We start from the raw sequence: 22,754 nt of genomic DNA, 5'->3' as shown, positions 1-22,754 counted from the left end.
TGGTCGCCAACGCCGGCCGGCCAGCGTGCATTCCGCGCCGACTGTCGGCCGGGAGGCGCGGGGCGGGCCCGCCACGAGCCTCCAGACGGGTCGGTGGTGACCAGGCGCCGGAGGCGACCGTCAGTCGCCGTCGAGGTGCCCGCCGGACTCCGTCAGGTAGCAGTTGGCGCAGAGGGACTCGTAGGTGACGTCCTCGCCGTCGATGGCGACCTGGGAGCCGTCGAAGACGAAGCGTCCGTCGATCAACCGCGCGTTGAACACCGCCTTGCGGCCACACCGGCAGATCGTCTTGAGCTCTTCGAGCGAGTGCGCGATCTCGAGCAGCCGCGCGCTGCCGGGGAACGCCTCGGTGCGGAAGTCGGTGCGGATGCCGTAGGCGAGGACCGGGATGCCGTCGAGGACCGCGATGCGGAGGAGGTCGTCGACCTGGTTCGGCGTCAGGAACTGCGCTTCGTCGACCAGCACGCAACTGACGGGCCGGACCATGCCGTCGAGCCGTCCGGAATCCGGGTCGGCCGCTCCTGCGGCGGACACGGCGGCACGGACGTCGTCAGACGGCGCGAACACGACGTCGACCGCCCGTGTCACACCGAGGCGGGACACGATCTCGTGGTCGCCCTTGGTGTCGACCGCGGGCTTCGCGAGCAGGACCCGCTGACCGCGCTCCTCGTAGTTGTACGCCGCCTGCAGCAACCCGGTGCTCTTGCCGCTGTTCATCGCGCCGTAGCGGAAGTAGAGCTTCGCCACTACGCGAGGAACCCGTCCTCCGCCGCACGACGGATGAGGTCGGACTTCTTCGACGCCGGGCGCCCGACCTTGCTGTACTTCTCGCGCACGCGGCGCAGGTACGTCTTCGCGGTCTCGTACTGCACGTTCATCTGCGCGGCGACCTCGTTCGTGGAGTAGCCGGACACGTACAGGCGGAGCGCCTCTTCCTCACCGTGGCTGAGCTTCGGACGCTGGTGCGCGTTCGCCCCGGTGGGCAGCGGCCGCCAGTCACGCTGCGGCGGGGTCTCGCGGGCGACGCCCATGATCTCCCGGGCGACGTCCATGACCTCGCGCATGGGCAGCGACTTCGACAGGAAGGCCGCGGCGCCGGCGGCGAGGGCGCGGTCGCGGGACTCACGGCTGTCGACGCTGGAGAGGACGATGACCTTCGCCCCGGCGGCTCGGCAGGTGCGGACGCGGGCCTCGATCGACACGGGCTCCTTGAGCTGGAAGTCGAGGAACACGAGGTCGGTCGGGAAGCTGTCGCTGTGGACCATCTCGAGCCAGGTGTGCGCGGTGAGGGCCAGGTCGAAGTCGAACGCGTTGACGGCGATCCAGCTCGACAGGGAGTCGAGCAGCACCTCGTGGTCGTCGAGGATGGCCAACCGCACCCGGCGGGTCCCCGGGGTCGGGAGGACGGGACCGCCCTCCGAGAGCCGGTTCGGGTCAGTGCTGGTCATACGAGAACCTTAGTGCGAGGGCGGAGGGTCGGACCGCGACGTCGAGGTCGGGGAACGTGACCCGGAGGACGGCGAGGTACGGGTCGAACGTGCGGTGGATCCCGACGTCGGAGTCCGCGACGACGACGCCGACGGCGACCTCGACCCGGTCCCCCGGTGCCGGACGGGCACGGACGGTGAGGCCAGCCGGATCGACCGCGGCGGCGCGGAGCGTGGCACGGAGGAACGTCCTGACGACCGTCCGCTGGTCGACGTCGAGCGTCGCGAGCAGCCCGTCGGGGTCGTCGACGACGGACCGCCCGCCGCCCTCGGTCCTGATCGCGTGCTCGAACCACGTCCGGTCGGCGTCGGCGACCATCCCGCGGCGCAGACCGTCGGCGATCGCCCGGGCCCGGGCACGGTCGACGTCGGTGATGACGTCGCGGGTGCGGAGCTCGGCGAAGAACGGTGCGACCTCGTCGGCGAGGACGGTCGACCGGTCCTGCTGCACGCTCGCGGCGATGCCGTCCTGCTCGGCACGTTCGACCGAGTACGACCCGGCGCGGATCTGCACGCGCTCGGCGAGCCCGGAGAACGTCGACGCGAACACCGCGGACGCCCCGGTCAGCACGAGGGTGGGTGCCGCGGCCAGGAAGGCCGCGACCGCCACCGGGACCTGGTGCGGGAACACCGCGGCCCCCACACCCCAGGTGACGCCGTCCACGGCGGCGAGCAGGAGCCCACCGACCGCGAGGTCGGTCCACGGCCGGTACGGCGCCGCCATCACGATGCCGGTCGCGGTGAGGAGGCACATGAAGTCGTTGAGGGCGTTGCGGTCCGGCCCCCACTGCGCCGCGACGCTCGTCACCGAGGCCGCCGCGAGGAGCGCGACGTGCGCGACGTACGCACCGCGGGTGAACGGGGCGCGGAACGGACTCGAGGCAGCGATCACCACGGTCGCCGAGGCCGCGACCAGCAGCACCGTCAACGCGCTCAGTCCGGGGCTGCCGGCGACGTCGCGGTCGAACACGGACACCAGCAACGCCCACAGCGTCCCCGCGGCGCCGATCACGACCGCGAACGGTCGCGATCCCATGGCGCCGAGCGGGTCGTACTGCTGGGCGGTCCGGCGCGCGGCCGTCATCGTGCACGCTCCGGTTCGTCGTCCTCGACCGAGCGTGCGGGCGCCACGCCGAGGTCCGACGGCGCCGCCACGGGGACCGTCATCATGATGCTCGTCCCCGCTCCCGGCGAGGACCACACCTGCACGGAGCCGCCGACCCGCTCGATGCGCTGCCGGACCGAGCCGCGGAGTCCCATCCGGTCCGCGCCCGTCGAGGACTCGTCGAACCCGCGGCCGTCGTCCACGACCATCACCGTGGTCGAGGCGCCGTCGTCGAACACGCTCACCTCGGCGGCGTCCACGCCGGCGTGCTTCCGGACGTTCGCGAGGCACTGCCCCACAGCGCGCACGAGGGCGTCGAGGGTGCGGTCGTCGAGGCGCTCGAGCGAGGTCCGCTCGCCGGTCATCGCGATCGCGAGGCCGCGGTCGCGCTCGTCCTCCAGCAGCTGCTCGAACGCACGCACCGGGGCACTGGGACCGTCGGCCACCGACCCCTCGTCGGAGCCCGGTGTGGCGAGCCACTCCCGCCCGGTGAGGACCGCGATGTCCGCGTCCACCGTCCGGGCGAGCTGGCGGTCCATCGGACCGTCCGGGGCGATCGCGATCGCGCCCAGGTGGTTGAGGACGGTGTCGTGCAGGATCGCCGCCGCCTCGGCCTCGACGCCGGCCCGGTACGCGGAGACGTGCTCCTCGCGCGCGGAGCGCAGCAGTTCGGGCTGGACGCGGGTGGACCGGGCGGTGGCGCGGCTGGTGAACAGCACGAGGGCGACCACGAACGCGAGCGTCACCCATGCCAGCACGAGCGGTTGCGGGGTGCCGTTCGTCTGCACGAGGGCGACCAGCGCGGCACCGCGCCCGACGAGGAACCCACCGACCGACCACAGCACGACCCGTCCGGGCACCGCCCCGGCCCCACCGACCAACACGAGGGGGATCACCGCGAGGGACAGCAGGTAGGACGCCACCCAGGGCACCTCGACCTCGCGTTGCACGACCGTGGCGAACCACCAGACGCACACGCCGCCGACGACCAGGAACGCCACGGCCGAGCGCCAGGTGCCGAACTGCACGTGCACGCCGATCATCCCGAGCATCGGCGCGAGCGCGAGCACGGCGCCGATCACCCGGGCGTCCGGGTCGCTCGCGCCGAGCAGCAGGAGCGCGATCGCGGCGGCGGCGATCGATCCCACCGCAGCCGCGTGGAAGGCGCGCACGGTCGACCAGGCATTCACGCGCGGCGCGAGGTGCGTGGGGATGCCGAGCACGGGCGGGTCGTCCTTCCGGGAAGTCTCGCCGCCGTCCGTGTACCCCGAAACGAGGTGGCGACAGCGACCCGCACGATGATACCGGCCCGCTCCGACATCGGGTGTCCCCCGAACGCGGAGCGGATGTCAGAACAGCGTCGGCGATGTCCTGGTCACGGTACGCCGCTCGGTGAAGTCCGGTGCCGCCCGCTTGAGCGGCATCACCCGCTTCCGGTCGACGCTGTGCCCCATCGACCCGGTGGCCGGGTCGACCGTGCCGAGACCGACGCCGTGCGCGCGCAGGATCGGTCGGACCCGCTCCCCCAGCCAGCGTCGGTAGTCCTTCGGGGCGTACGTGTTGTCGAGGTACATCGACCGGTACCGCTCGACGAGGTCGGGACGGTTCTGCCGCAGCCAGGCCGCCCACCACGGCTTCACCCCGGGCCGCAGGTGCAGCGCGGAGTACATGATGCTCGTCGCACCGGCCGCGACGGCACGCCCGACGGCGTCGTCGAGGTGCGCCTTCGTGTCCGTGATGTACGGCAGGACGGGCATGAGGAACACGGCGCAGTCGAGCCCGGCGTCCCGGATCGCGCGCACCGTGGCCAGGCGTGCGGTCGTGGTGGGCGTACCGGACTCGACCGACTGCTGGAGGTCGTCGTCGTACACCGCGATCGACATGGCCAGGTCGACCGGCACGCGTTCGGCCGCCGCGGCGAGGAGCGGTAGGTCACGGCGCAGCAGCGTCCCCTTCGTGAGGATGCTGAACGGCGTGCCCGCGTCGGCCAGCGCCTCGATCACGCCGGGCATCAGGCGGTAGCGGCCCTCGGCCCGCTGGTACGGGTCGGTGTTCGTGCCGAGGGCGACCGGGTGCCCCGCCCACGTGGGCTTGGCGAGCTCGCGCCGCAGGACGTCGGCCACGTTGGTCTTCACGACGATCTGCTGGTCGAAGTCGGCGCCGCCGTCGAACTCGAGGTAGGTGTGCGTCGGACGCGCGAAGCAGTACACGCAGGCGTGACTGCAGCCGCGGTACGGGTTGATCGTCCACCCGTAGGTGCCGTCGCCGTCCGCGCTCGGCACCCGGTTGAGCGCGCTCTTCGCCAGGACCTCGTGGAACGTCACTCCGGCGAACTCCGGGGTCGTCACGCTCCGGACGAACCCGCTGTTCGACTCCATGCCCGGCAGCGCGTCGCCCCGGGACGCATCGACCGCCTGTCCACTCCACCGCATGCCGTCATTCGAACACACGTTCGAACGACGCGCAAGCCGTGGGCCGGCTCAGTGGTGCAGACCGAGCACCTTCGCGGTGCGCTCGAGCGTGCGGTCCGCGAGCTGCGGGTCGTCCCCGAGGGCCGTGCCGTAGGTGGGGACCATCTGCTGGACGGCGGGCTGCCAACCGGCCCAGCGGTCGGGGAAGCACCGTTCGAGGAGCTTCAGCATGATCGGCACGGCCGTGGACGCCCCCGGGCTCGCGCCCAGGAGACCGGCGATCGAGCCGTCGGCGGCCGTGATGACCTCGGTGCCGAACTGCAGCACACCGCCCTTGTCCGCGTCCGGCTTGATCACCTGGACGCGCTGCCCCGCCGTGATGCGGTGCCAGTTCTCCGGCTGCGCGGACGGCATGAAGTCACGGAGCGCATCGAACTTCGTCTGCTTCGAGGCGAGCAGCTGACCGATGAGGTACCGGACGAGGTCGAAGTTGGACAACGCGACGCTCAGCATCGGGCGGAGGTTGTGCGGCCGGATGCTCTTGAACAGGTCGAGCACCGAGCCCTGCTTGAGGAACTTCGGGCTGAACCCGGCGTACGGCCCGAACATGAGCGAGGAACTGCCGTCGACGATGCGGGTGTCGAGGTGCGGGACCGACATCGGCGGCGCCCCGACGCTCGCCTTGCCGTACACCTTCGCTGCGTGCTTCTGCACGACCTCGGGGTCGTCGGTGCGGAGGAACTCGCCCGACACCGGGAAGCCGCCGTACCCGCGGATCTCCGGGATGCCGGACTTCTGCAGCAGGTGCAGCGCTCCGCCACCGGCGCCGACGAACACGAACTTCGCGGCGATGCGCTGCGTCGACCGCCCGATCTCGTTCCGGACGTCGAGCACCCACCCCTCGCTGATCTTCGAGCGGGTGACGTTCGTGACCTGGTGGGAGGACTCGAACTCGACACCGTCCACCTCGAGCTGGTCGAAGAGCTGGCGGGTGAGCGAGCCGAAGTCGACGTCCGACCCGGCGGCCGAGTACGTCGCCGCGATCGGCTGGTCCTTCTTCCGCCCGGGGATCAGTGCGGGCGCCCACTGCCGGATCTGCGCCGGATCGTCCGAGTACTCGATCCCGGCGAACAGCGGGTGGTCCTTCAGCGCCTCGTACCGCTTGCGCATGTACTCGACGTTCTCGGCGCCCCACACGAAGGAGATGTGCGGCGTCGGGTTGATGAAGTTCGACGGCTCGGGCAGCGCGCCCTGCTCGACGAGGAACGACCAGAACTGCCGCGAGACCTGGAACTGCTCGTTGACCCCGACGGCCTTGCTGATGTCGACGCGTCCGTCGGCGAGCTCGGGCGTGTAGTTCAGCTCGCAGAGGGCGGAGTGCCCGGTCCCGGCGTTGTTCCACGGGTTCGAGGACTCCTGCGCGACACTGCCCAGGCGCTCGTAGACGCGGATCTTCCAGCTCGGCTCCAGCCGGTGGATGATGGCGCCGAGCGTGGCGCTCATGATGCCACCCCCGACCAGGACGACGTCGATCGGATCCACCTGCTTCACTGCCACCCGTCGATCCTACCGTCGCGCGGTGGAAGCGGGGTGACGACGGAACGGACGGGAGGCACGGTGCGGGCCCGCACCGTGCCTCCCGTCCGTCCCGCGGCAGCGTCCGGAGCAGCCGTCGCTACGCGGCGACCGCGCGGCGCGCGACGATCGCCTCGGCGATCTGCACCGCGTTGAGCGCGGCGCCCTTGCGGAGGTTGTCGTTGCTGACGAAGAGGGCCAGGCCGTGCCCCTCCGGCGCGGACTGGTCGGCTCGGATGCGGCCGACGAACGACGGGTCCTGCCCGGCTGCCTGGAGCGGTGTCGGGACGTCGGAGAGCTCGACACCGGGCGCGCTCGCCAGGATCTCCGTCGCGCGCTCGGGCGACAGCGGCCGGTCGAACTCGGCGTTCACCGAGATGGAGTGACCGGTGAAGACGGGGACGCGGACGCAGGTGCCCGCGACGAGGAGGTCGGGCAGCTCGAGGATCTTGCGGCTCTCGTTCCGGAGCTTCTTCTCTTCGTCGGTCTCGCCGAGACCGTCCTCGACGATGCTGCCGGCGAGCGGCACCACGTCGAAGGCGATCGGACGGACGTACTTGACGGGCTCGGGGAACGTCACCGCGGCGCCGTCGTGCGTGAGCTGCGCGGTGTCCTGCTCGAGCGCGGTGCGTGCCTGGCCCAGCAGTTCCTCGACCCCGGCGAGCCCGGAGCCCGACACCGCCTGGTAGGTCGTCGCGACGAGGCGACGGAGCCCGGCCTCGGCGTCCAGCACCTTCAGGACCGGCATGATCGCCATCGTCGTGCAGTTCGGGTTCGCGATGATGCCCTTCGGGGCGTCGTCGATCGCATGGGGGTTGACCTCGCTGACGACGAGCGGCACGTCGGGGTCCATGCGCCAGGCGCTGGAGTTGTCCACGACGACCGCACCGGCGGCGGCGAACTTCGGCGCGAGGGCGCGCGAGGCGGTGGCACCGGCCGAGAAGAGCGCGATGTCGATGCCCGACGGGTCCGCGGTCTCGGAGTCCTCGACGACGACCTGCTCACCGCGGAACGGGAGCGTCGTGCCGGCGGAGCGGGCGCTCGCGAAGAAGCGGACGCGGTCGGCGGGGAACGCGCGCTCCTCGAGCAGGCGACGCATGACCGCGCCGACCTGACCGGTGGCGCCGACGACGGCGACGGTGGGGTTGCTCATGGTGTGCTCCTGGTGGATCTGCGGGCTCAGCGGCCGGTGCCGGCGTAGACGACGGCCTCGTTCTCGCCGTCGAGTCCGAACGCCTCGTGCACCACGCGCACGGCGTCGTTGAGGGTGTCGGCGCGGGTGACGACCGAGATCCGGATCTCCGACGTCGAGATCATCTCGATGTTGATCGAGGCCTCGTGGAGCGCACGGAACAGCTGCGCCGAGACGCCCGCGTTCGTCCGCATGCCGGCGCCGACGAGTGCGAGCTTGCCGATCTGGTCGTCGTACTGGATGCTCTCGTACCCGATGTCGGCCTTCGCGACCTCGAGCGCGGTGAGGACACCCTGCCCCTGGTCCTTCGGGAGGGTGAACGAGATGTCCGTGCGACCGGTCACGGCCTCGGACACGTTCTGCACGATCATGTCGATGTTCGCACCGGCGCGGGCCACGATCGTGAAGATCTCGGCGGCCTTGCCGGGGGTGTCGGGCACGCCGACGACGGTGATCTTCCCCTCGGAGAGGTCTCCGGCGATGCCGGTGATGATCGGTTCTTCCACGGTTTCCCCCTCTGCAGGGTTGTAGACGATGGTGCCCTCGGCGTTGGAGAACGACGAGCGGACGTGCAGGGTGACGCCGTGCCGACGGGCGTACTCGACGGCACGGATGTAGAGGACCTTCGCGCCGGACGCCGCGAGCTCGAGCATCTCCTCGCTCGTGATGCGGTCGACCTTGCGGGCGCGCGGGACGACGCGGGGGTCGGCGGTGAAGATGCCGTCGACGTCCGTGTAGATCTCGCAGACGTCCGCGTCGAGCGCAGCTGCGAGGGCGACGGCCGTCGTGTCGGAGCCGCCACGACCGAGCGTGGTGATCTCGCCCGTCGTGCGGTTGAAGCCCTGGAACCCGGCGACGATCGCGACGTGCCCTGCGTCGAGCGCCTCGCGCACGCGCTTCGGGGTGACGTCGACGATGCGGGCCTTGCCGTGCTGCGCGTCGGTCAGCATGCCGGCCTGGCTGCCCGTGTACGAGGACGCCTCGACGCCGAGGCTCTTGATCGCCATCGCGAGGAGGGCCATCGAGATGCGCTCCCCCGCCGTGAGGAGCATGTCGAGTTCACGTCCGGCGGGGATGGGCGTCACCGAGTGCGCGAGGTCGACGAGCTCGTCGGTGGTGTCGCCCATCGCGGAGACGGCCACGACCACGTCGTTGCCGGCCTTCTTCGTCTGGACGATCCGCTTCGCCACGCGCTTGATGCTCTCGGCGTCCGCGACGGACGATCCACCGAACTTCTGCACGATCAAGGCCACGGGTTGGTACTCCTGGGGACGGGGCGGTCGCGCGGAGCGCGCGGTTCCGACAATCGTAGAGGGTGTTTCGTGGATGTTGCGTCGGGGCGGCCCCCGACGCAACGATCCTGCGCGGGCGTCAGCCGCCGACGAGCCGCCGGCCTTCGAACGCCCGGCCGAGGGTGACCTCGTCGGCGTACTCGAGGTCACCGCCGACGGGCAGCCCGGAGGCCAGTCGGGTCGTCCGGATGCCCATCGGCACGAGCAGGCGGCTGAGGTACGTCGCCGTCGCCTCCCCCTCGAGGTTCGGGTCGGTGGCGATGATGACCTCGTCGACGGTGCCGTCGGCCAGGCGCGTCATCAGCTGCTGGATCCGGAGGTCGTCCGGTCCGACGCCGTCGATCGGGCTGATGGCGCCGCCGAGCACGTGGTACAGCCCGCGGAACTCCCGCGTCCGTTCGATGGCGGCGACGTCCTTGGCCTCCTCCACGACACAGATGACGCTCGGGGACCGTCGCGGGTCACGGCAGATGCTGCACTGCACGTTCTCGGTGACGTTGCCGCAGACCTCGCAGAACCGGACCTTCTCCTTGACCTCGGCGAGGAGCTCGGAGAGCCGCGTCGGGTCGAACGACTCGGTCTGGAGGATGTGGAACGCGATGCGCTGCGCCGACTTCGGACCGATGCCGGGCAGGCGGCCGAACTCGTCGATGAGGTCTTGGACGATGCCGTCGTACATCAGGCACCGTCCTCGTGGAGGGAGGTCTCCTCGATGAACTGCGCACCGAGGATCTCGCGGACGACGGCCTCGCCGTAGCGACCGGCGACGGCGGTGCGGCGGACCTGCGGGGCGGGCGCAGCGGCCGTCCGGGCGACCTGTTGCGGCGCGGCCTGCTGCGGCACGGCCTGCGGCTGCGCCGGGGCCGCGGCGCGCTGCGCGGGTCCACCGCTCGGGGCGCCGGACCCGGGGTCCGGGAAGGGCGCGCCGTCGTCGTACGGTTCGTCGTCGAGCGGGTAGTCGTCCACCGGGACGTCGCTCGACGGCGTGACCACCGAGGTCGTGGCGGTGCCCGCGGTGGGAGTGCCAGCACCGGACGCCGTGACCTGGTCGGAGCTCGTGGCGGCGTCGTCGGTCGGGGCGGGCTCGACACCGCTGTCGGACGGAGCGGCACGAGGCGCCGGAGCCGAGAAGGACGACGCCGGGCGGAGCTGCGCGGCGAGCGCTGCGTCGGCCGCCGGGTCCGGGCGCTGCGGTTCGGCCGGCGCGACGGGCTCGTTCGGGTCGGTCTGCCCGAACGGGGCGCCCCAGGTCGGTTGGACCGACTCGGGGACGGCACCCGCCGTCGGGTCCGTGGTGGGGATCGTGGCGACCGCCCACTCCGTGACGGGCGCACTCGGCTCGGCAGGCTGCTGTGCCCGCTCTGAGCGCTGCTCCTGCCGCGGTGGCTCCTGCTGCTCCGGCACTGGACGCTGCTGCCGCTGTGGCTCCGGCGCCGGCCACTGCTGCGGCTGCTCCGCGGCCTGCCGCTGCTGCGTCTGCTCAGCGGCCTGCCGCTGCTCCGGCTGCTCCGAGGCCTGCCGCTGCTGCTCGGGCGCGGGACGCTGCTGTGCCCCAGCCGCCGCCGGACCCCGCGCGACGAACTTCACACGGATGCCGAGCACGTCCACGATGGCCGCACGGAGCAGCTCGCTCACGCTGGCGGACGGGTCGGACATCTCCTTGAAGGACGCGACGTCCTGCTGGCTCGGGAACGTCAGGGTCAGCACGTCGTCCCGCAGCGCCGTCACCTGCGCGGTCACGACGACGGACCACGCCGAACGCTTGGCACGCTGCACGTGCTCGACGACCTGCGGCCATGCGTCACGCATCTGCTGGAAGCCGACGACACCGACCGGCTGCACCGCGGGTTCGTCGCCGACGGCCGTCCCCTGCCCGGTGGACGAGGAGCTCACGGGCTCCGAGGGCCGTTCGGACTGCGGCGCGGCCGCGGACGACGGGCCCGGGTCCTGCGACGGGCTCGGTGCGCTCGGCACCGCCGCTGCCCAGGAAGCGGCGGCGTCACGGGCCGCGGTGCCCGGCGCGGTCGATGACTCCTGCCCCGGAGCGGCGACGGACGACGCGGGCGCACCGGTGGAGCGCTGGGGCTGCACCGAACCACCGGAGGCCGGCGCGGAGGCGGTCGATGCGGGAGCACCCGGAGCGACGGCGGCCGGGGCGGTGGCGGCCGGAGCGGTGGCGACCGGGGCGTCGGGCGCGGCCTGGCGCGCGGGGGACGTCGTCGATGCCTGGGTCGGCGTGGGAGCAGCGGGGGCCTGGCCTCGGCTCGACTCTGCACCGCCGGCAGCCCGCACGGGCTCGGCCTGGTGCCCACCGGCGTCACCGACACCGATGCGTCGCTCGAGCCGCTCGACCCGGGCGAGGGCGCCCCGCTGGGTGTCGTCGCTCTCGGGCACGAGGATGCGCGCCGTCATCAGCTCGAGGTGCAGGCGGGGCGAGGTCGCGCCGGTCATCTCGGTGAGCGCCCGGTTCGCGATGTCGGCCGCCCGGGAGAGCCCGGTTGCGCCGAACACGCCGGCCTGCCGGGTCATCGTGTCGAGCTCTTCCGGGGAGACCCCGCGGAGCACGGCGGCCGCGCTCTCGTTCGTGGCGGCGACGACGATGAGGTCACGGAGACGCTCGAGCAGGTCCTCCACGAAGCGCCGCGGGTCCTGCCCGGTCTGCACCACGCGGTCGACCGCGGCGAACGCGGACGCCGGGTCGGCCACGGCGAGCGCGTCCACGACGTCGTCGAGGAGCGCGGCGTCGGTGTAGCCGAGCAGGGCGACGGCGCGTTCGTAGGCGATCGCACCGTCCTCACTGCCCGCGATGAGCTGGTCGAGCAGCGACAGGGTGTCGCGGACCGATCCCCCGCCGGCACGCACGACGAGCGGCAGCACGCCGGGAGCCACCGACACGGACTCCTGCTGGCAGAGCTGCTCGACGTACTCGAGCATCGCGGCGGGCGGCACGAGTCGGAACGGGTAGTGGTGGGTCCGCGAGCGGATGGTGCCGATGACCTTCTCGGGCTCGGTGGTGGCGAAGATGAACTTGACGTGCTCCGGAGGCTCCTCCACGAGCTTGAGCAGGGCGTTGAAGCCCTGCGGCGTGACCATGTGGGCCTCGTCGAGGATGAAGATCTTGTAGCGGTCGCGGGCGGGGGCGAACACCGCACGGTCGCGGAGGTCGCGCGCGTCGTCGACGCCGTTGTGGCTCGCCGCGTCGATCTCGATCACGTCGAGCGACCCGCCGCCACCGCGGGCGAGCTCGACGCAGCTCGGGCACACGCCGCACGGCGTGTCGGTCGGCCCCTCGGCGCAGTTCAGGCAGCGCGCGAGGATCCGCGCCGACGTCGTCTTGCCGCAGCCGCGGGGGCCGCTGAAGAGGTAGGCGTGGTTGACCCGGTTCGTCCGCAACGCGGTGCGCAGCGGATCGGTGACCTGGGACTGCCCGATCAGCTCGGCGAAGTTCTCGGGCCGGTAACGGCGATACAGGGCGGTGACCACGCGACCAAGGGTAGTCGGCACCGCCGACACCACCAGCCGTCTCCACAGGACCCGGCCGACCGACGGACGGGGGGCACGGTGCGGGCGTGCACCGTGCCTCCAGTCCGTCTCCTGGTCGCGTCGCGACCGGCGTCAGCCCCTGCGGCGACGCACCCCGCGGGCGAGTCGCGACAGGCCGAGGAGCAGGAACCCGAGCACCACGAGTCCGGCTGCCGCGCTCGCGACGGGTGCCACGTCGGCCCCGGTGAAGGCGAGATCGCCGGCCGTCCCGACACCGCTGCCGTTGCCGGGCGCCCCCGGAGCCCCCGGAGCACCCGGAGCACCCGGAGTTCCCGGAGCACCCGGCGTGCCGGGCGTGCCCGGATCACCCGGCGTACCCGGCGTACCCGGCGTACCCGGCGTACCCGGCGTACCCGGCTCACCCGGCTCACCCGGTACGGACGGCGCCGCGTCCACCACGACGCGCACGGACTGCGCCGCTGACGTCGCTCCCGCGACCGTCTGCGTGACGCTGATCGTGTGCGGACCGACGAGCAGCCGGAGCACGACGCTCCAGGAGCCGTCCGCCCCCGCGGTGACCGTGACCGGCGCCCCGCCGTCGACCGACAGGGTGACGGTCGAGCCGGGGTCCGCCGTCCCGGTCACGCGCCAGTCGGTGTACCCGGCCGCGTTCGCCTGCTGGTGCGCCCCGGGCGTCGGGGCCGTGATCGCGAGCGGGTCCACCGCGGCGACCACGACCGCGACCGGCTCGGCCGCGGTGGCGACCCCGTTCACGCTCTCGGTCGCGCGGATCGTCCACTCGCCCTCCGGCACGCGGTCGAAGGTCACGCTCCAGGCCCCCGTGGCGTCCGCAGTCGTCGTCCGCGACTGCCCGTCGGACAGGGTGACGACGACGAGTGCGCGGGGCGTCGCGGTCCCCCGGACGGTGAACGAACCGGTGTCGCCCGTGCCCGTGGCAGGGATGAGCTGACCGGGCTTCGGGCTGGTGATCGTGATGCCCGTGGGCTGCGCGACGACCACGGTGACGCCGACCGTGACCGGCCGCGAGGTGACGCCGCCGACGGTCTCGGTGACCGCGACGGTGTGGTCACCCGCGGGCACGCCCGGCACCGTGACGGTCCAGGACCCGTCACCGCCGGCGAGGACGGTCTGGGTACGCCCGTCGATGTCCACGGTGACGCGCGCGCCGGGTTCTGCGGTGCCGGACACCGGCACGTCCGCGGTCCCGCTCGGGACCGTGAACACCTGGCCGTCGACGGGGGTCCGGACGTCGACGCCGCTCGCGGCCTCCACGGTGAAGCCGACCGCCGGTGCGGACGACGACTCCGAGCCGATGCGCTGCGACGCCGCGACCCTGTGGGCCCCGGTGCCGACCGACGGCACGTCGACCGACCAGTCGCCGTCCTCGTCCGCGGTCGTGGTGACGGGGTCGCCGCCGTCGACACGGACGCTGACCGCCGCTCGCGGGGCCGCGGTGCCGGCCACCGTGACCGTGGTGGACCCGCCGAGCACGCGGTAGACCGTGCCCGCGGCCGGGGCGGTCACGACGATGGCCTCGGCCGGGGCCACCTCGACGGTGTACGCGCGGTCGATCGGCGTCGACACCGTGCCGCCGACGACCTGCCGCACCTCGATCGTGTGGTCGCCCGGCTCCACGTCCGGGAGGGTCGTCGACCAGCGGCCGTTCCCGTCCACGAGGACCTCGACGGGCGTGCCGTCGTCGGCGACGAGCCGGACGGTCGCGCCGGGATCGCCCGTGCCGGACACGGGGACGTCGGTGGACGTCGTACCGTTCGGCACCGTGATCGTGGCGTCGGCTGCCGGGCTGGTCAACGTGAGGGCGCGACCGGCGGTGACGGTGAACGTGCTCGTGACCGCGGGCGAGGTGGATGCCCCGATCGTCTGGGTGGCGCGCACGGTGTGCTCGCCGGTGCCGACCGTCCCGAGGTCGACGCTCCAGGTGCCGCCCGTCGCGGTCGTCGTGACCGGGTCCCTGCCGTCGATGGTCACACGGACGGTGGCGCCCGCGTCGGCCGCGCCCGCCGCCGTGACCGCGACCCGCGAGTCCGGCTGCGCGACCCGGACCTCGGTCCCGTCGCCCGGTGTGGCGATCGTGATCGGGTCCGCGACGGCGACGCTCACCCGGACCTCGACCGGCTCGGAGACGGTGTCGCCGATCCGCTGCGTGACCCGGACCGTGGTCGGGTCGCCCGCCGGCACGTCCGGCACCGAGACCGACCAGTCGCCGTCCTCGTCGGCCGTGGTGGACTCGCTGCGGCCGCCGCCGAGGTCGACCACGACGGTGGCGCCGGGCTCGGCGGTCCCGGCGACGTCGACCGTGGTGGTGGCGTCCGGTCCGGCGACGCTGTACTCCTGCCCCGCCGTCGGCTCCGTCACCGTCACCGGGTCACCGGCCACGACGACGACGTCGCGCTCGACCGGTGTGGTCGAGGTGGAGCCGCCGACCGTCTGCGTCGCGCTGACGGTGTGCGTCGCGACGCCCAGGTCCGGGACGTCGATGCTCCACGACCCGTCCGTGCCCGCCGTCGTCCGCAACGGGTCGCGGTCGTCGACGGTGAGTTCGACGGTGGCGCCCGGCTGGGCGTCGCCCGCGACGGTGACGGTCGTGGTGGCGTCCGGTCCGGCGACCGTGACGGGGTCCGAGGGCTGCCGGATCGTGAGCACCGCCGCGGCCACGACCGAGACGGACCGCTCGACGGCGGCGCTCGTGGTGCTGCCGATCGACTGCGTCACCGACGCCGTGGACGATCCCACCGGGACGTCCTCGACGGTGGCGTCCCAGGTACCGTCCTGGCGCACGGGGGCCGTGGCGGTCCGGCCGCCTCCGAGGTCGACGGTCACCTCCGCACCGGGCGCGCCGGTGCCGGCGAAGTCGACGTCGGTCGTCGCGTCCTCGTCCGCGACCGTGACGGTCGTGGCCCCGGCCGGGGTCCGGACGACGAGCGGCGCACCGGCGGCGACCGTCACGTCGACGGTCACCGGCGCGGACTGCCGCCCGTCGACCGACTGCGTCGCCGTGACACGGTGGTCGCCGACCGGCACACCCGTGAACGTGTGCGTCCAGTCACCGTCCGCGGTGCTCGTCACCGTCTCCGACGCTCCCGTGGAGAGCCGGACGGTCACGTCCGTGTCCGGCTGCGCCGTCCCCGTCACCGTCAGGTCGACGGTCCCGGTGACGTCCGCGACGGTGATGGTCGCGTCGTCCTCGGGCTCGGTGATCGCGAGCGCTGCGGCTGCGCGCACCTGCACGGTCTGCTCCGGACTGGAGGCAGTGGTGCCGCCCACGGTCTGGGTCGCGACGAGCGGGTGGTCGCCCTCCGGCACGGCGGTGAAGACGACCGTCCAGTCGCCGTCGCCGCCCGCGATGGTGGTCAGCTCGTCGTCGGCGAGGGTCACCCCCACCGCGGCGCCCGGGTCGGCGGTGCCGACGACCGTCACGGGACGGGTGTCCCCGGCGTCCGGCACGTACAGGATCCCGGCGCCCGGCGACGTGACCGTCACGGGGTCGGCGGCCCCGAGCGTGACCGTCCGCTCCACCGGTGTGGACGTCGCGCCTGCGACCTCCTGGGTGACCGACACGGCGTACGCACCGACGCCGAGGTCCGGCAGGGTCACCGACCAGGACCCGTCGCCAGCGGCGGTCGTGGTGCGGTCGTCCTGCTCGGGCACCGACAGGGTGACCGTCGCGCCGGGCTGCGCCGTGCCCGTGACGCGCACGTCGCGCGTGACGTCCTCGCCCGCGACGCGGATCGGGTCGGTCGTCGGTGCGGTGATCCGGACGGGCGCGGCCGTGACGACCTGGAACGTGGTCGGGATCGCGCTCGTGCTCACGCTGCCGACGGTCTGCGTCGCGTTGACGGTGTGCGTGCCGGTCGGTGCGATGCCGGTCGCGGTGACGGTCCACGCGCCGCTGGTCGGGTCGGCCGCCGTCGTGCGGGCCGTTCCGCCGTCCACGGAGACCGACACCGCGGCACCGGGTTCGGCCGTGCCGGTGATCGGGACCGTCGCGCGGGCGTCCTCGTCGACGACGACGATGCGCGTGCCGACGGGCGGGGTCTCGATCGTGATGGCCGTCCCGGGCACGACCGAGAAGGCACGGGAGACGGTGTCGCCCTGCGTGCCGTTGACGGTCGCGACCGCGGTGACGGTGTGGTCGTCGGTGTCGAGCAGGACGCTGCCGGTCGCCGGTGCGGTCCAGCGGCCGTCCGGGCCCGCCGTGACCTCGATCGGGTCACCGTCGTCGAAGCGGACCGTGACGGTGGCACCGGGTTCGGCGGTGCCGGTGGCGACCACCGGAGCCGAGCCACCGGGGCCGGCCGCGATCTCGGCGTCGGCGACCGGTGTGTCGATGGCGACCGGGGCGCCGGCGACGATCGAGAAGTCCCGGTCGACGGGGTCGGACGTGGCACCGCCGACGGTCTGCGTGACCCGCACGGTGTGGTCGTCGACGTCGACGTCGGGCAGGGTCACCGACCAGGTGCCGTCGTCGCCCGCGGTCGTCGTCACCACCGCGCCGCCGTCGAGCCGGACGTCCACGTCGGCGTCGGGCTCGGCCGTACCGGAGACCCTGACGTCGATCGTCGAGTCCGCGGTGGCGACGGTCGTGCTGCTGTCCTGCGTCGGCGTCGTGACGGTCAGGGCCGCGGCGGCCCGGACGGTGAGGGTCCTCGTGACCACCGGCGAGGTGGTGCCGCCGACCGTCTGTGTGGCACTGAGCGTGCGGGTCCCGACCGGCACCCCGGCCACGCTGAGGGTCCAGTCGCCCTCGTCGTCGGCGGTCGTGCTGGCCGTGAGCCCCGAGCCGAGGGAGACGTCCACGGTGGCGCCGGGCTGCGCCGTGCCGGTGACGCGGAGGTCGGTCGTGTCGTCGGCGGTGAGGACCGTCCGCACGGCACCGTCCGCGGGCGCGGTCAGCACGAGGGGTGCACCCGCCGCGACGGCGAAGTCGCTCGACACGGGGTCCGACGTCGTGCCGGCGACCGTCTGGGTCGCGGTGGCGGTGCGCTCCCCCACGGGGACGCCCGCGAAGCTGGCGCTCCAGCGACCGTCGTCGTCCGCGGTCGTCGTCGCCGCGAACGCTCCGCCGATCGAGACCGACACCCGGGCTCCCGGGGCCGCGGTGCCGCGGACCGTCACGGGTGTGGTCGAGGTCGGGTCGGCCACACGGATCGTGCTGCCGTCCGCGGGAGCGGTGATCGTCAACCGCTCGGCGGCCGTGACGGTGAACGCGCGACGCACCGGCTCGCTCGTCGACCCGCCGACGGTCTGGGTCACGGCTGCGTCGTACGAGCCGGCCGGCACGTCCGGCACGGTCGCCGACCACGATCCGTCCGCCGCAGCCGTCGTCGTCGCCGTGCGGCCGCCGCCGAGGTCGACGTCGACCGTGGCCCCGGGCTGCGCCGTCCCGGACAGGACGACCTCGCGGGTGGTCCCGGCGAGCGGGAGGTCCTGCCCCGCGCTCGGTGAGGCGACCGTCAGGTCTGCTGCCTGCACGACGCGGAAGGACCGGGTGACGGGTGCGGACGTCGAGTCCCCGACGGTCTGGGTCACGCTGGCGGTCCAGCTGCCGGTCGGCAGGTCCGCCACCGGGACGCTCCAGGACCTGTCGGCCGCGGCGGTCGCCGACCCCGTGCGCCCGCCACCGAGGTCGACGTCGATGCGCGCACCGGGCGTCGCCGTACCGGTGACCGTCACCGTGGTCGAGGCGCCCGCGATGGTGAACGTCTGGCCGGCGGTGGGCGTCGTGACCACGAGCGGCTGCTGTGCCACGACGGTGAAGCGCTGCGTGGCGGTGCCCGCGGCCGTGCCCCCGACGGTCTGCGTCGCGGTCGCCGTGTACTCGCCGGTCGGCACGTTCGCGACCGACGTCGTCCACGTGCCGTTCGCCGCGACGGTCGCGGTACCGGCGCGGCCGCCGCCGAGGTCGACGCGGATCGTCGCGCCGGGTTCGCCCGCGCCGCTCACCGTGATGCTGCGCGTCGAGGCCGCGGTGGGCACGCTGAACTGCTGCCCCGCGGTCGGCGCGGTGATCGTCGGCGTCGCGAAGGCCGCGGCCCGGACGGTCGAGGTCGCGAGGTCGACGGTCGCCACGTTCGCGCCGGGCAGGACCGACAGCCGGAGGGCGTGCACGCTCCGGGCGCCGGTGTCGTAGCCGCGGCCGTCGCGGAAGCCGGTGCTCGTGTCCTGCGCGTTCACCGTGAGGTCGACGACCTGGCGGAGGAGCAGCACGACCGGTGCGAGCGTCCGTGCGACCGCGGTCGTCGTGGCCCGCAGTGCGGTCCCCAGGTCGTCGAGTGCGGTGCCGGTCACGAGCGGTCGGACGAGCGTCTGCGCTGCCGGGATCACGAGCGAGGTGATCGCCGGGGTGAGGAGCGTGCCCAGGAGCGACAGCCCGAGCGGGCCGCCCGTCACGGTCGTCGTCGGCGTGCCGGGGGCGGTGCCGGCGAGCTGCCCGAGGGTCGAGTCCACCCGGATGGTGATCGGGTCGAGGACCCCGACCGCGGTGCGGACGTTCGCCGCGACGTCGATGCGCACGGCGGTCGAGTTGATCGTGTTCACCACGGCCGTCCGCAGCGCCGTCGGCAGCTGCGTCCCGAGGATCGTGGTGATGCTCTGGTTGATCGACGCCACCGCCGCGTCCGTCAGCACCGGTGTGTTCGCCGGCTGGCCGTTGAGTGCCGTGAGCTTGTCGAGGTCGACGGTGATCGCGCCGGTCGACGGGGTGATCGTCACCGCGCCGTCGGTCAGGGGCTGGGCGAGCACCTGCGTGAGGGTGTCGTCGAGGTTGAGGTTCACCGACGCCTTGACCGTGGTGCCGTCGACGTTCACGAGCGCGCCGAGCGCGGTGGTCCGGAGGAGGCGTTGGAGTTCGGCCGTGAGACCGGTCGTGACGCCGGAGAGCGCCCCGTTGGCGCCGACGGTCGTGTTCACCGTGGTCGAGAACGACCGGAGGTCGCTCCGGAGCGACGTGCTCAGCCCGGCGACCGCGGGGCTCGTGAGGTCGAGCCGTGCGCTGGCGATCCGGTAGTCGCTCGACGTCGTCACGGTCGCCCCGCGCGTCGCGGTGATCGTCGAGGCGAGCGCGCCGACCTGCAGCCGTCCGGTCGAGAGGACCGACGTGTCGGCACCGACGCGGGACAGCAGCGGACGCAGGTCGAGCGTCGCCGCGTTCGTGCCGGTGCCCGATCCCACCCCGATCGCACCGTCGTCGGTCAGGAGCCCGGCCGAGGCGGTCGCTCCGGTCGCCGAACTGCGGGCGTACTGCCCGTCCACGCCGAGCGTCAGGATGCCGTTGGACCCGAGCAGGTCGAGGTTGTTCCCGAGCCGCACCCCGAGCGCGTTCACGGCGGTGAGGTCGAGCGGCTGGCTCGTGGTGCCGCCCCCGCTCGTCGCGGCCCGGGCAGAGTACGCCCCGCCGAGCCGTGCGATCGAGTCGACGTCGACGATGCCCGAGCCCCCGAGCAGGACCCCCTCGGCCTCGGCGACGTCGGACTGCGCTGCCGTCGCCGGTTGGATCGCCACGGTGGCGGCGACCAGCGCCGTCACCGTGGCGACGACAGCACCGCGCAGCAGTGGGCGCCGGTCGAGCGGTGCTCGTCGTCGAGCACGGCTCCCGGCACCGTCGATCCGTCGTTCCCCGATGCCCGCCGCGACCGTACGCCGCGACGACACGTGCTCGCGCATGCGTGTCCCGTTCCTGGCGGGCGCACCCGCCACCTGATCCTCGGAACTCCCCCGCTGGTGAGGCGGTGGAGGGTCGGAACCCTGGTTGGGGGTTCCTGGGACCGATCTTCACACACGATCAGGAATCTGTCCGCGGGGCGTGACGAAACCGTCACCGAACCGCGCCGGACGCACGGAACGATCGGCGCACGGAACGATCGGCGCACGGAACGAACGGCGCACGGAACGAACGGCGCACGGAACGATCGGCGTACGAAAAGACTCCCCACGCACCCGCCAGAGCCCGGTTACCCTTGCTGCGTTTCCGCCCTGGGGGAGTTGGCCTGGATGGCGTCACGTGAGGAGCCTCCGGAAGTCTACCGGACGCGACGGGCAGTATCGGACACATGAAGATCGCCATCGCCGGGGGCCACGGGCAGATCGCCCTCCTCCTCGCCCGTCAGCTCACCGATGCCGGACACGACGCCGTCTCGATCGTCCGGAACCCCGCCCACGTCCCGGACGTCGAACAGCAGGGCGCCACCGCGCTCGTGGCCGATTTGGAGCAGCTCGACGACGACGAGCTCGCGCTGCGGCTCCGCGGCGTCGACGCGGTCGTGTTCGCCGCCGGTGCCGGTCCGAACAGCGGCGCGGAACGCAAGCTCAGCGTCGACCGCGACGCAGCGCTCCTGCTCGCGGACGCTGCGGAACGCCTCGGTGTCCAGCGGTACGTGATGATCTCCGCGATGGCGACGGACCGCTACGACCCCGAGCGGGCCGTCGTCCCCGCGCAGAGCGACGCCGACGTGTTCCAGGTGTACCTGCGGGCGAAGTCGGAGGCCGACGCGAACATCCGGGCCCGCAACCTGCGCTGGACGATCATCCGTCCCGGTGCGCTGCTCGACACACCGCCGCAGGGCACGGTCGACGTCGGCCGGACGGTCCCGCGCGGCTCGATCCCCCGCGCGGACGTGGCGGCCCTCGTGCTGCACGCGCTCGTGGACGACCTCGCGGTGGGGGTGCAGTTCGAGGTGACGAGCGGGAACACCCCGATCCCTGCGGCGCTCGCAGCGCTCAGCTGACGCGCGCCGCGCAGCGACGGCCGGGTCGCGCCACGATCCCGACGTCGGACCAGGCACCCGGCCTGGTTCGACGTCGGGATCGCGGTTCGACGCCGGAAGCGCGCACACCGCGCCCGGACCGCCGGTCGAGCGCGGCGACGCTGCGCGCCGCCGGGGAGGGCGCCGCTACAGCGCGACCGCAGCCGACTGCCGGGCGATCTCGAGCTCTTCGTTCGTCGGGATGACGAGCACCGCGACACGTGACGTGTCCGTGGAGATGCGCCGGGCCTCCCGTGAGGCCAGCTCGTTGCGGTCCGCGTCGATCTCGATGCCGAGGTGCTCGAGACCGGCGAGGACCCGCCGGCGGAGCAGGGCGTTGTTCTCCCCCACCCCCGCGGTGAAGACGACCGCGTCGAGACCGCCGAGCTGCGCGGTGTAGGCGCCGACGTACCGGCGGATGCGGTGCCGGTACACGGCGAGCGCCGCCTCGGCGACCTCGTCACCCTTGGAGGCGGCGTCCTGCACGTCGCGCATGTCGCCGTTGCCGGTGAGCCCGAGGAGTCCCGACCGCTTGTTGAGGATGTCGTCGAGCTCGTCGAAGTCGAGCCCGGCCTCACGGTGGAGGTGCACGAGGACCGCGGGGTCGAGGTCACCGGAGCGGGTGCCCATCACGAGGCCCTCGAGCGGGGTGAGGCCCATCGAGGTCTCGATCGACCGACCGCCGTCGATCGCCGCCGCGCTGGCCCCGTTGCCGAGGTGCAGCACGATCGTCTTCAGCTCGGACAGCGGGCGGTCGAGGAACGCGGCTGCCTGCTCCGAGACGTACTTGTGGCTCGTGCCGTGCATGCCGTAGCGGCGGATCCCGTACCGCTCGGCGAGGTCGGACGGGATCGCGTACGTGTACGCGTGCGGCGGCATCGTCTGGTGGAACGCGGTGTCGAAGACGGCGACGTGCGGCACGTCCGCGAACACCTGCTTCGCCGCGCGGATGCCCTCGAGGTTCGCCGGGTTGTGCAGCGGTGCGAGGGACGACAGGTCCTCGATCTGCTGCTCGACGTCGGCCGTCACCACGGTGGCGGCGTCGAAGGTGGTGCCGCCGTGCACGACGCGGTGCCCGACGACCGCCGGCGGGTTGTCCTCGAACGACGGTCCGACCTTCCCGAAGGCGTCGAGCATCGCCTGGAAGCCTGCGGCGTGGTCCGGCACGGACGCGGCGTCGTTCGACGAGGACTCCCCCGTGATCGCGTTCGTGTGCTTCCAGGCCCCGGCGGACTCGCCGATGCGCTCGACGAGGCCGGACGCGAGGGTCCGCTCGTCGTCGAGCTCGATGAGCTGGTACTTGAACGAACTCGATCCGGAGTTCACGACGAGTGCTGCGGTCACTTCGGTGGTTGCCTTTCCGTTCGGACTGGAGGCGCGGTGCGCGGTGGTCGGTCGGCTCACGCCACCGGGTGGCTGGCTGGGT

Annotated in this window: 13 protein-coding genes and 1 other RNA gene; 1 reads left to right on the top strand and 13 read right to left on the bottom strand. The window is 73.0% G+C overall.

Annotated features, from left to right (window positions below):
* Positions 1-120: 120 nt before the first annotated feature.
* The 12 genes from ACIPYW_RS10795 to ffs form a co-directional block, all read right to left on the bottom strand.
* Positions 121-747 (bottom strand): thymidine kinase, encoded by a 627-nt coding sequence (locus ACIPYW_RS10795; protein ID WP_400413229.1) that lies wholly within the window; start codon positions 745-747, stop codon positions 121-123.
* Complete coding sequence (locus ACIPYW_RS10790) at positions 747-1,448, bottom strand: response regulator transcription factor (protein ID WP_242863021.1); 702 nt, start codon at positions 1,446-1,448, stop codon at positions 747-749. Before ACIPYW_RS10790 ends, ACIPYW_RS10795 begins: the two co-directional genes overlap by 1 nt.
* Positions 1,435-2,571 carry a hypothetical protein gene (locus ACIPYW_RS10785; protein ID WP_400413226.1) on the bottom strand — a complete coding sequence of 379 codons (1,137 nt, stop codon included), beginning with the start codon at positions 2,569-2,571 and terminating at the stop codon, positions 1,435-1,437. The genes ACIPYW_RS10790 and ACIPYW_RS10785 overlap by 14 nt, the downstream gene beginning before the upstream one ends.
* Positions 2,568-3,815 (bottom strand): sensor histidine kinase, encoded by a 1,248-nt coding sequence (locus ACIPYW_RS10780; protein ID WP_400413225.1) that lies wholly within the window; start codon positions 3,813-3,815, stop codon positions 2,568-2,570. Before ACIPYW_RS10780 ends, ACIPYW_RS10785 begins: the two co-directional genes overlap by 4 nt.
* A gap of 126 nt (positions 3,816-3,941) precedes the next feature.
* Positions 3,942-5,024: an Rv2578c family radical SAM protein gene (locus ACIPYW_RS10775; RefSeq protein WP_400413223.1), complete on the bottom strand. Its 1,083-nt coding sequence runs from the start codon at positions 5,022-5,024 to the stop codon at positions 3,942-3,944.
* 48 nt (positions 5,025-5,072) lie between these two features.
* Entirely contained in the window at positions 5,073-6,560 is a 1,488-nt protein-coding gene (locus ACIPYW_RS10770) for a malate:quinone oxidoreductase (RefSeq protein WP_400413220.1), read from the bottom strand.
* A 118-nt stretch (positions 6,561-6,678) separates the two neighbouring features.
* Positions 6,679-7,731 (bottom strand): aspartate-semialdehyde dehydrogenase, encoded by a 1,053-nt coding sequence (locus tag ACIPYW_RS10765; protein WP_400413218.1) that lies wholly within the window; start codon positions 7,729-7,731, stop codon positions 6,679-6,681.
* Between the two features lie 26 nt (positions 7,732-7,757).
* Positions 7,758-9,023 carry an aspartate kinase gene (locus tag ACIPYW_RS10760; protein WP_400413215.1) on the bottom strand — a complete coding sequence of 422 codons (1,266 nt, stop codon included), beginning with the start codon at positions 9,021-9,023 and terminating at the stop codon, positions 7,758-7,760.
* 118 nt (positions 9,024-9,141) lie between these two features.
* The gene (gene recR, locus ACIPYW_RS10755) at positions 9,142-9,741 is read right to left on the bottom strand and encodes a recombination mediator RecR (RefSeq protein ID WP_058725994.1); all 600 of its coding nucleotides are present in this window, start codon (positions 9,739-9,741) and stop codon (positions 9,142-9,144) included.
* Positions 9,741-12,545 carry a DNA polymerase III subunit gamma and tau gene (locus ACIPYW_RS10750; RefSeq protein ID WP_400413213.1) on the bottom strand — a complete coding sequence of 935 codons (2,805 nt, stop codon included), beginning with the start codon at positions 12,543-12,545 and terminating at the stop codon, positions 9,741-9,743. The genes recR and ACIPYW_RS10750 overlap by 1 nt, the downstream gene beginning before the upstream one ends.
* 132 nt (positions 12,546-12,677) lie before the next feature.
* Entirely contained in the window at positions 12,678-20,249 is a 7,572-nt protein-coding gene (locus tag ACIPYW_RS10745; protein WP_400413211.1) for a choice-of-anchor G family protein, read from the bottom strand.
* A 253-nt stretch (positions 20,250-20,502) separates the two neighbouring features.
* An RNA gene (gene ffs / locus ACIPYW_RS10740) (signal recognition particle sRNA small type) lies at positions 20,503-20,599 on the bottom strand.
* Positions 20,600-20,635: 36 nt separating this feature from the next.
* On the opposite strand from ffs, the gene ACIPYW_RS10735 reads away from it, so the two are divergent.
* Positions 20,636-21,310 (top strand): SDR family oxidoreductase, encoded by a 675-nt coding sequence (locus tag ACIPYW_RS10735; protein WP_400413208.1) that lies wholly within the window; start codon positions 20,636-20,638, stop codon positions 21,308-21,310.
* A gap of 165 nt (positions 21,311-21,475) precedes the next feature.
* On the opposite strand, the gene ACIPYW_RS10730 is transcribed toward ACIPYW_RS10735, so the two are convergent.
* Complete coding sequence (locus ACIPYW_RS10730; protein ID WP_400413206.1) at positions 21,476-22,672, bottom strand: acetate/propionate family kinase; 1,197 nt, start codon at positions 22,670-22,672, stop codon at positions 21,476-21,478.
* Positions 22,673-22,754: the final 82 nt, after the last annotated feature.

Origin of the sequence: Curtobacterium sp. NPDC089689 (genome assembly GCF_044749145.1) — a bacterium.
Classification (GTDB): Bacteria; Actinomycetota; Actinomycetes; order Actinomycetales; family Microbacteriaceae; genus Curtobacterium.
The sequence above is the reverse complement of the archived record's forward strand: the minus strand, read 5'-3'. Positions and strand labels throughout refer to the sequence as shown.

Bases quoted from the DNA above. Each gene is read 5' to 3' on its own strand.
- ACIPYW_RS10790 (WP_242863021.1), bottom strand. From the start codon at position 1,448: ATGACCAGCACTGACCCGAACCGGCTCTCGGAGGGCGGTCCCGTCCTC.
- ACIPYW_RS10785 (WP_400413226.1), bottom strand. From the start codon at position 2,571: ATGACGGCCGCGCGCCGGACCGCCCAGCAGTACGACCCGCTCGGCGCC.
- ACIPYW_RS10775 (WP_400413223.1), bottom strand. From the start codon at position 5,024: ATGCGGTGGAGTGGACAGGCGGTCGATGCGTCCCGGGGCGACGCGCTG.
- ACIPYW_RS10765 (WP_400413218.1), bottom strand. From the start codon at position 7,731: ATGAGCAACCCCACCGTCGCCGTCGTCGGCGCCACCGGTCAGGTCGGC.
- recR (WP_058725994.1), bottom strand. From the start codon at position 9,741: ATGTACGACGGCATCGTCCAAGACCTCATCGACGAGTTCGGCCGCCTG.
- ACIPYW_RS10745 (WP_400413211.1), bottom strand. From the start codon at position 20,249: ATGCGCGAGCACGTGTCGTCGCGGCGTACGGTCGCGGCGGGCATCGGG.
- ACIPYW_RS10735 (WP_400413208.1), top strand. From the start codon at position 20,636: ATGAAGATCGCCATCGCCGGGGGCCACGGGCAGATCGCCCTCCTCCTC.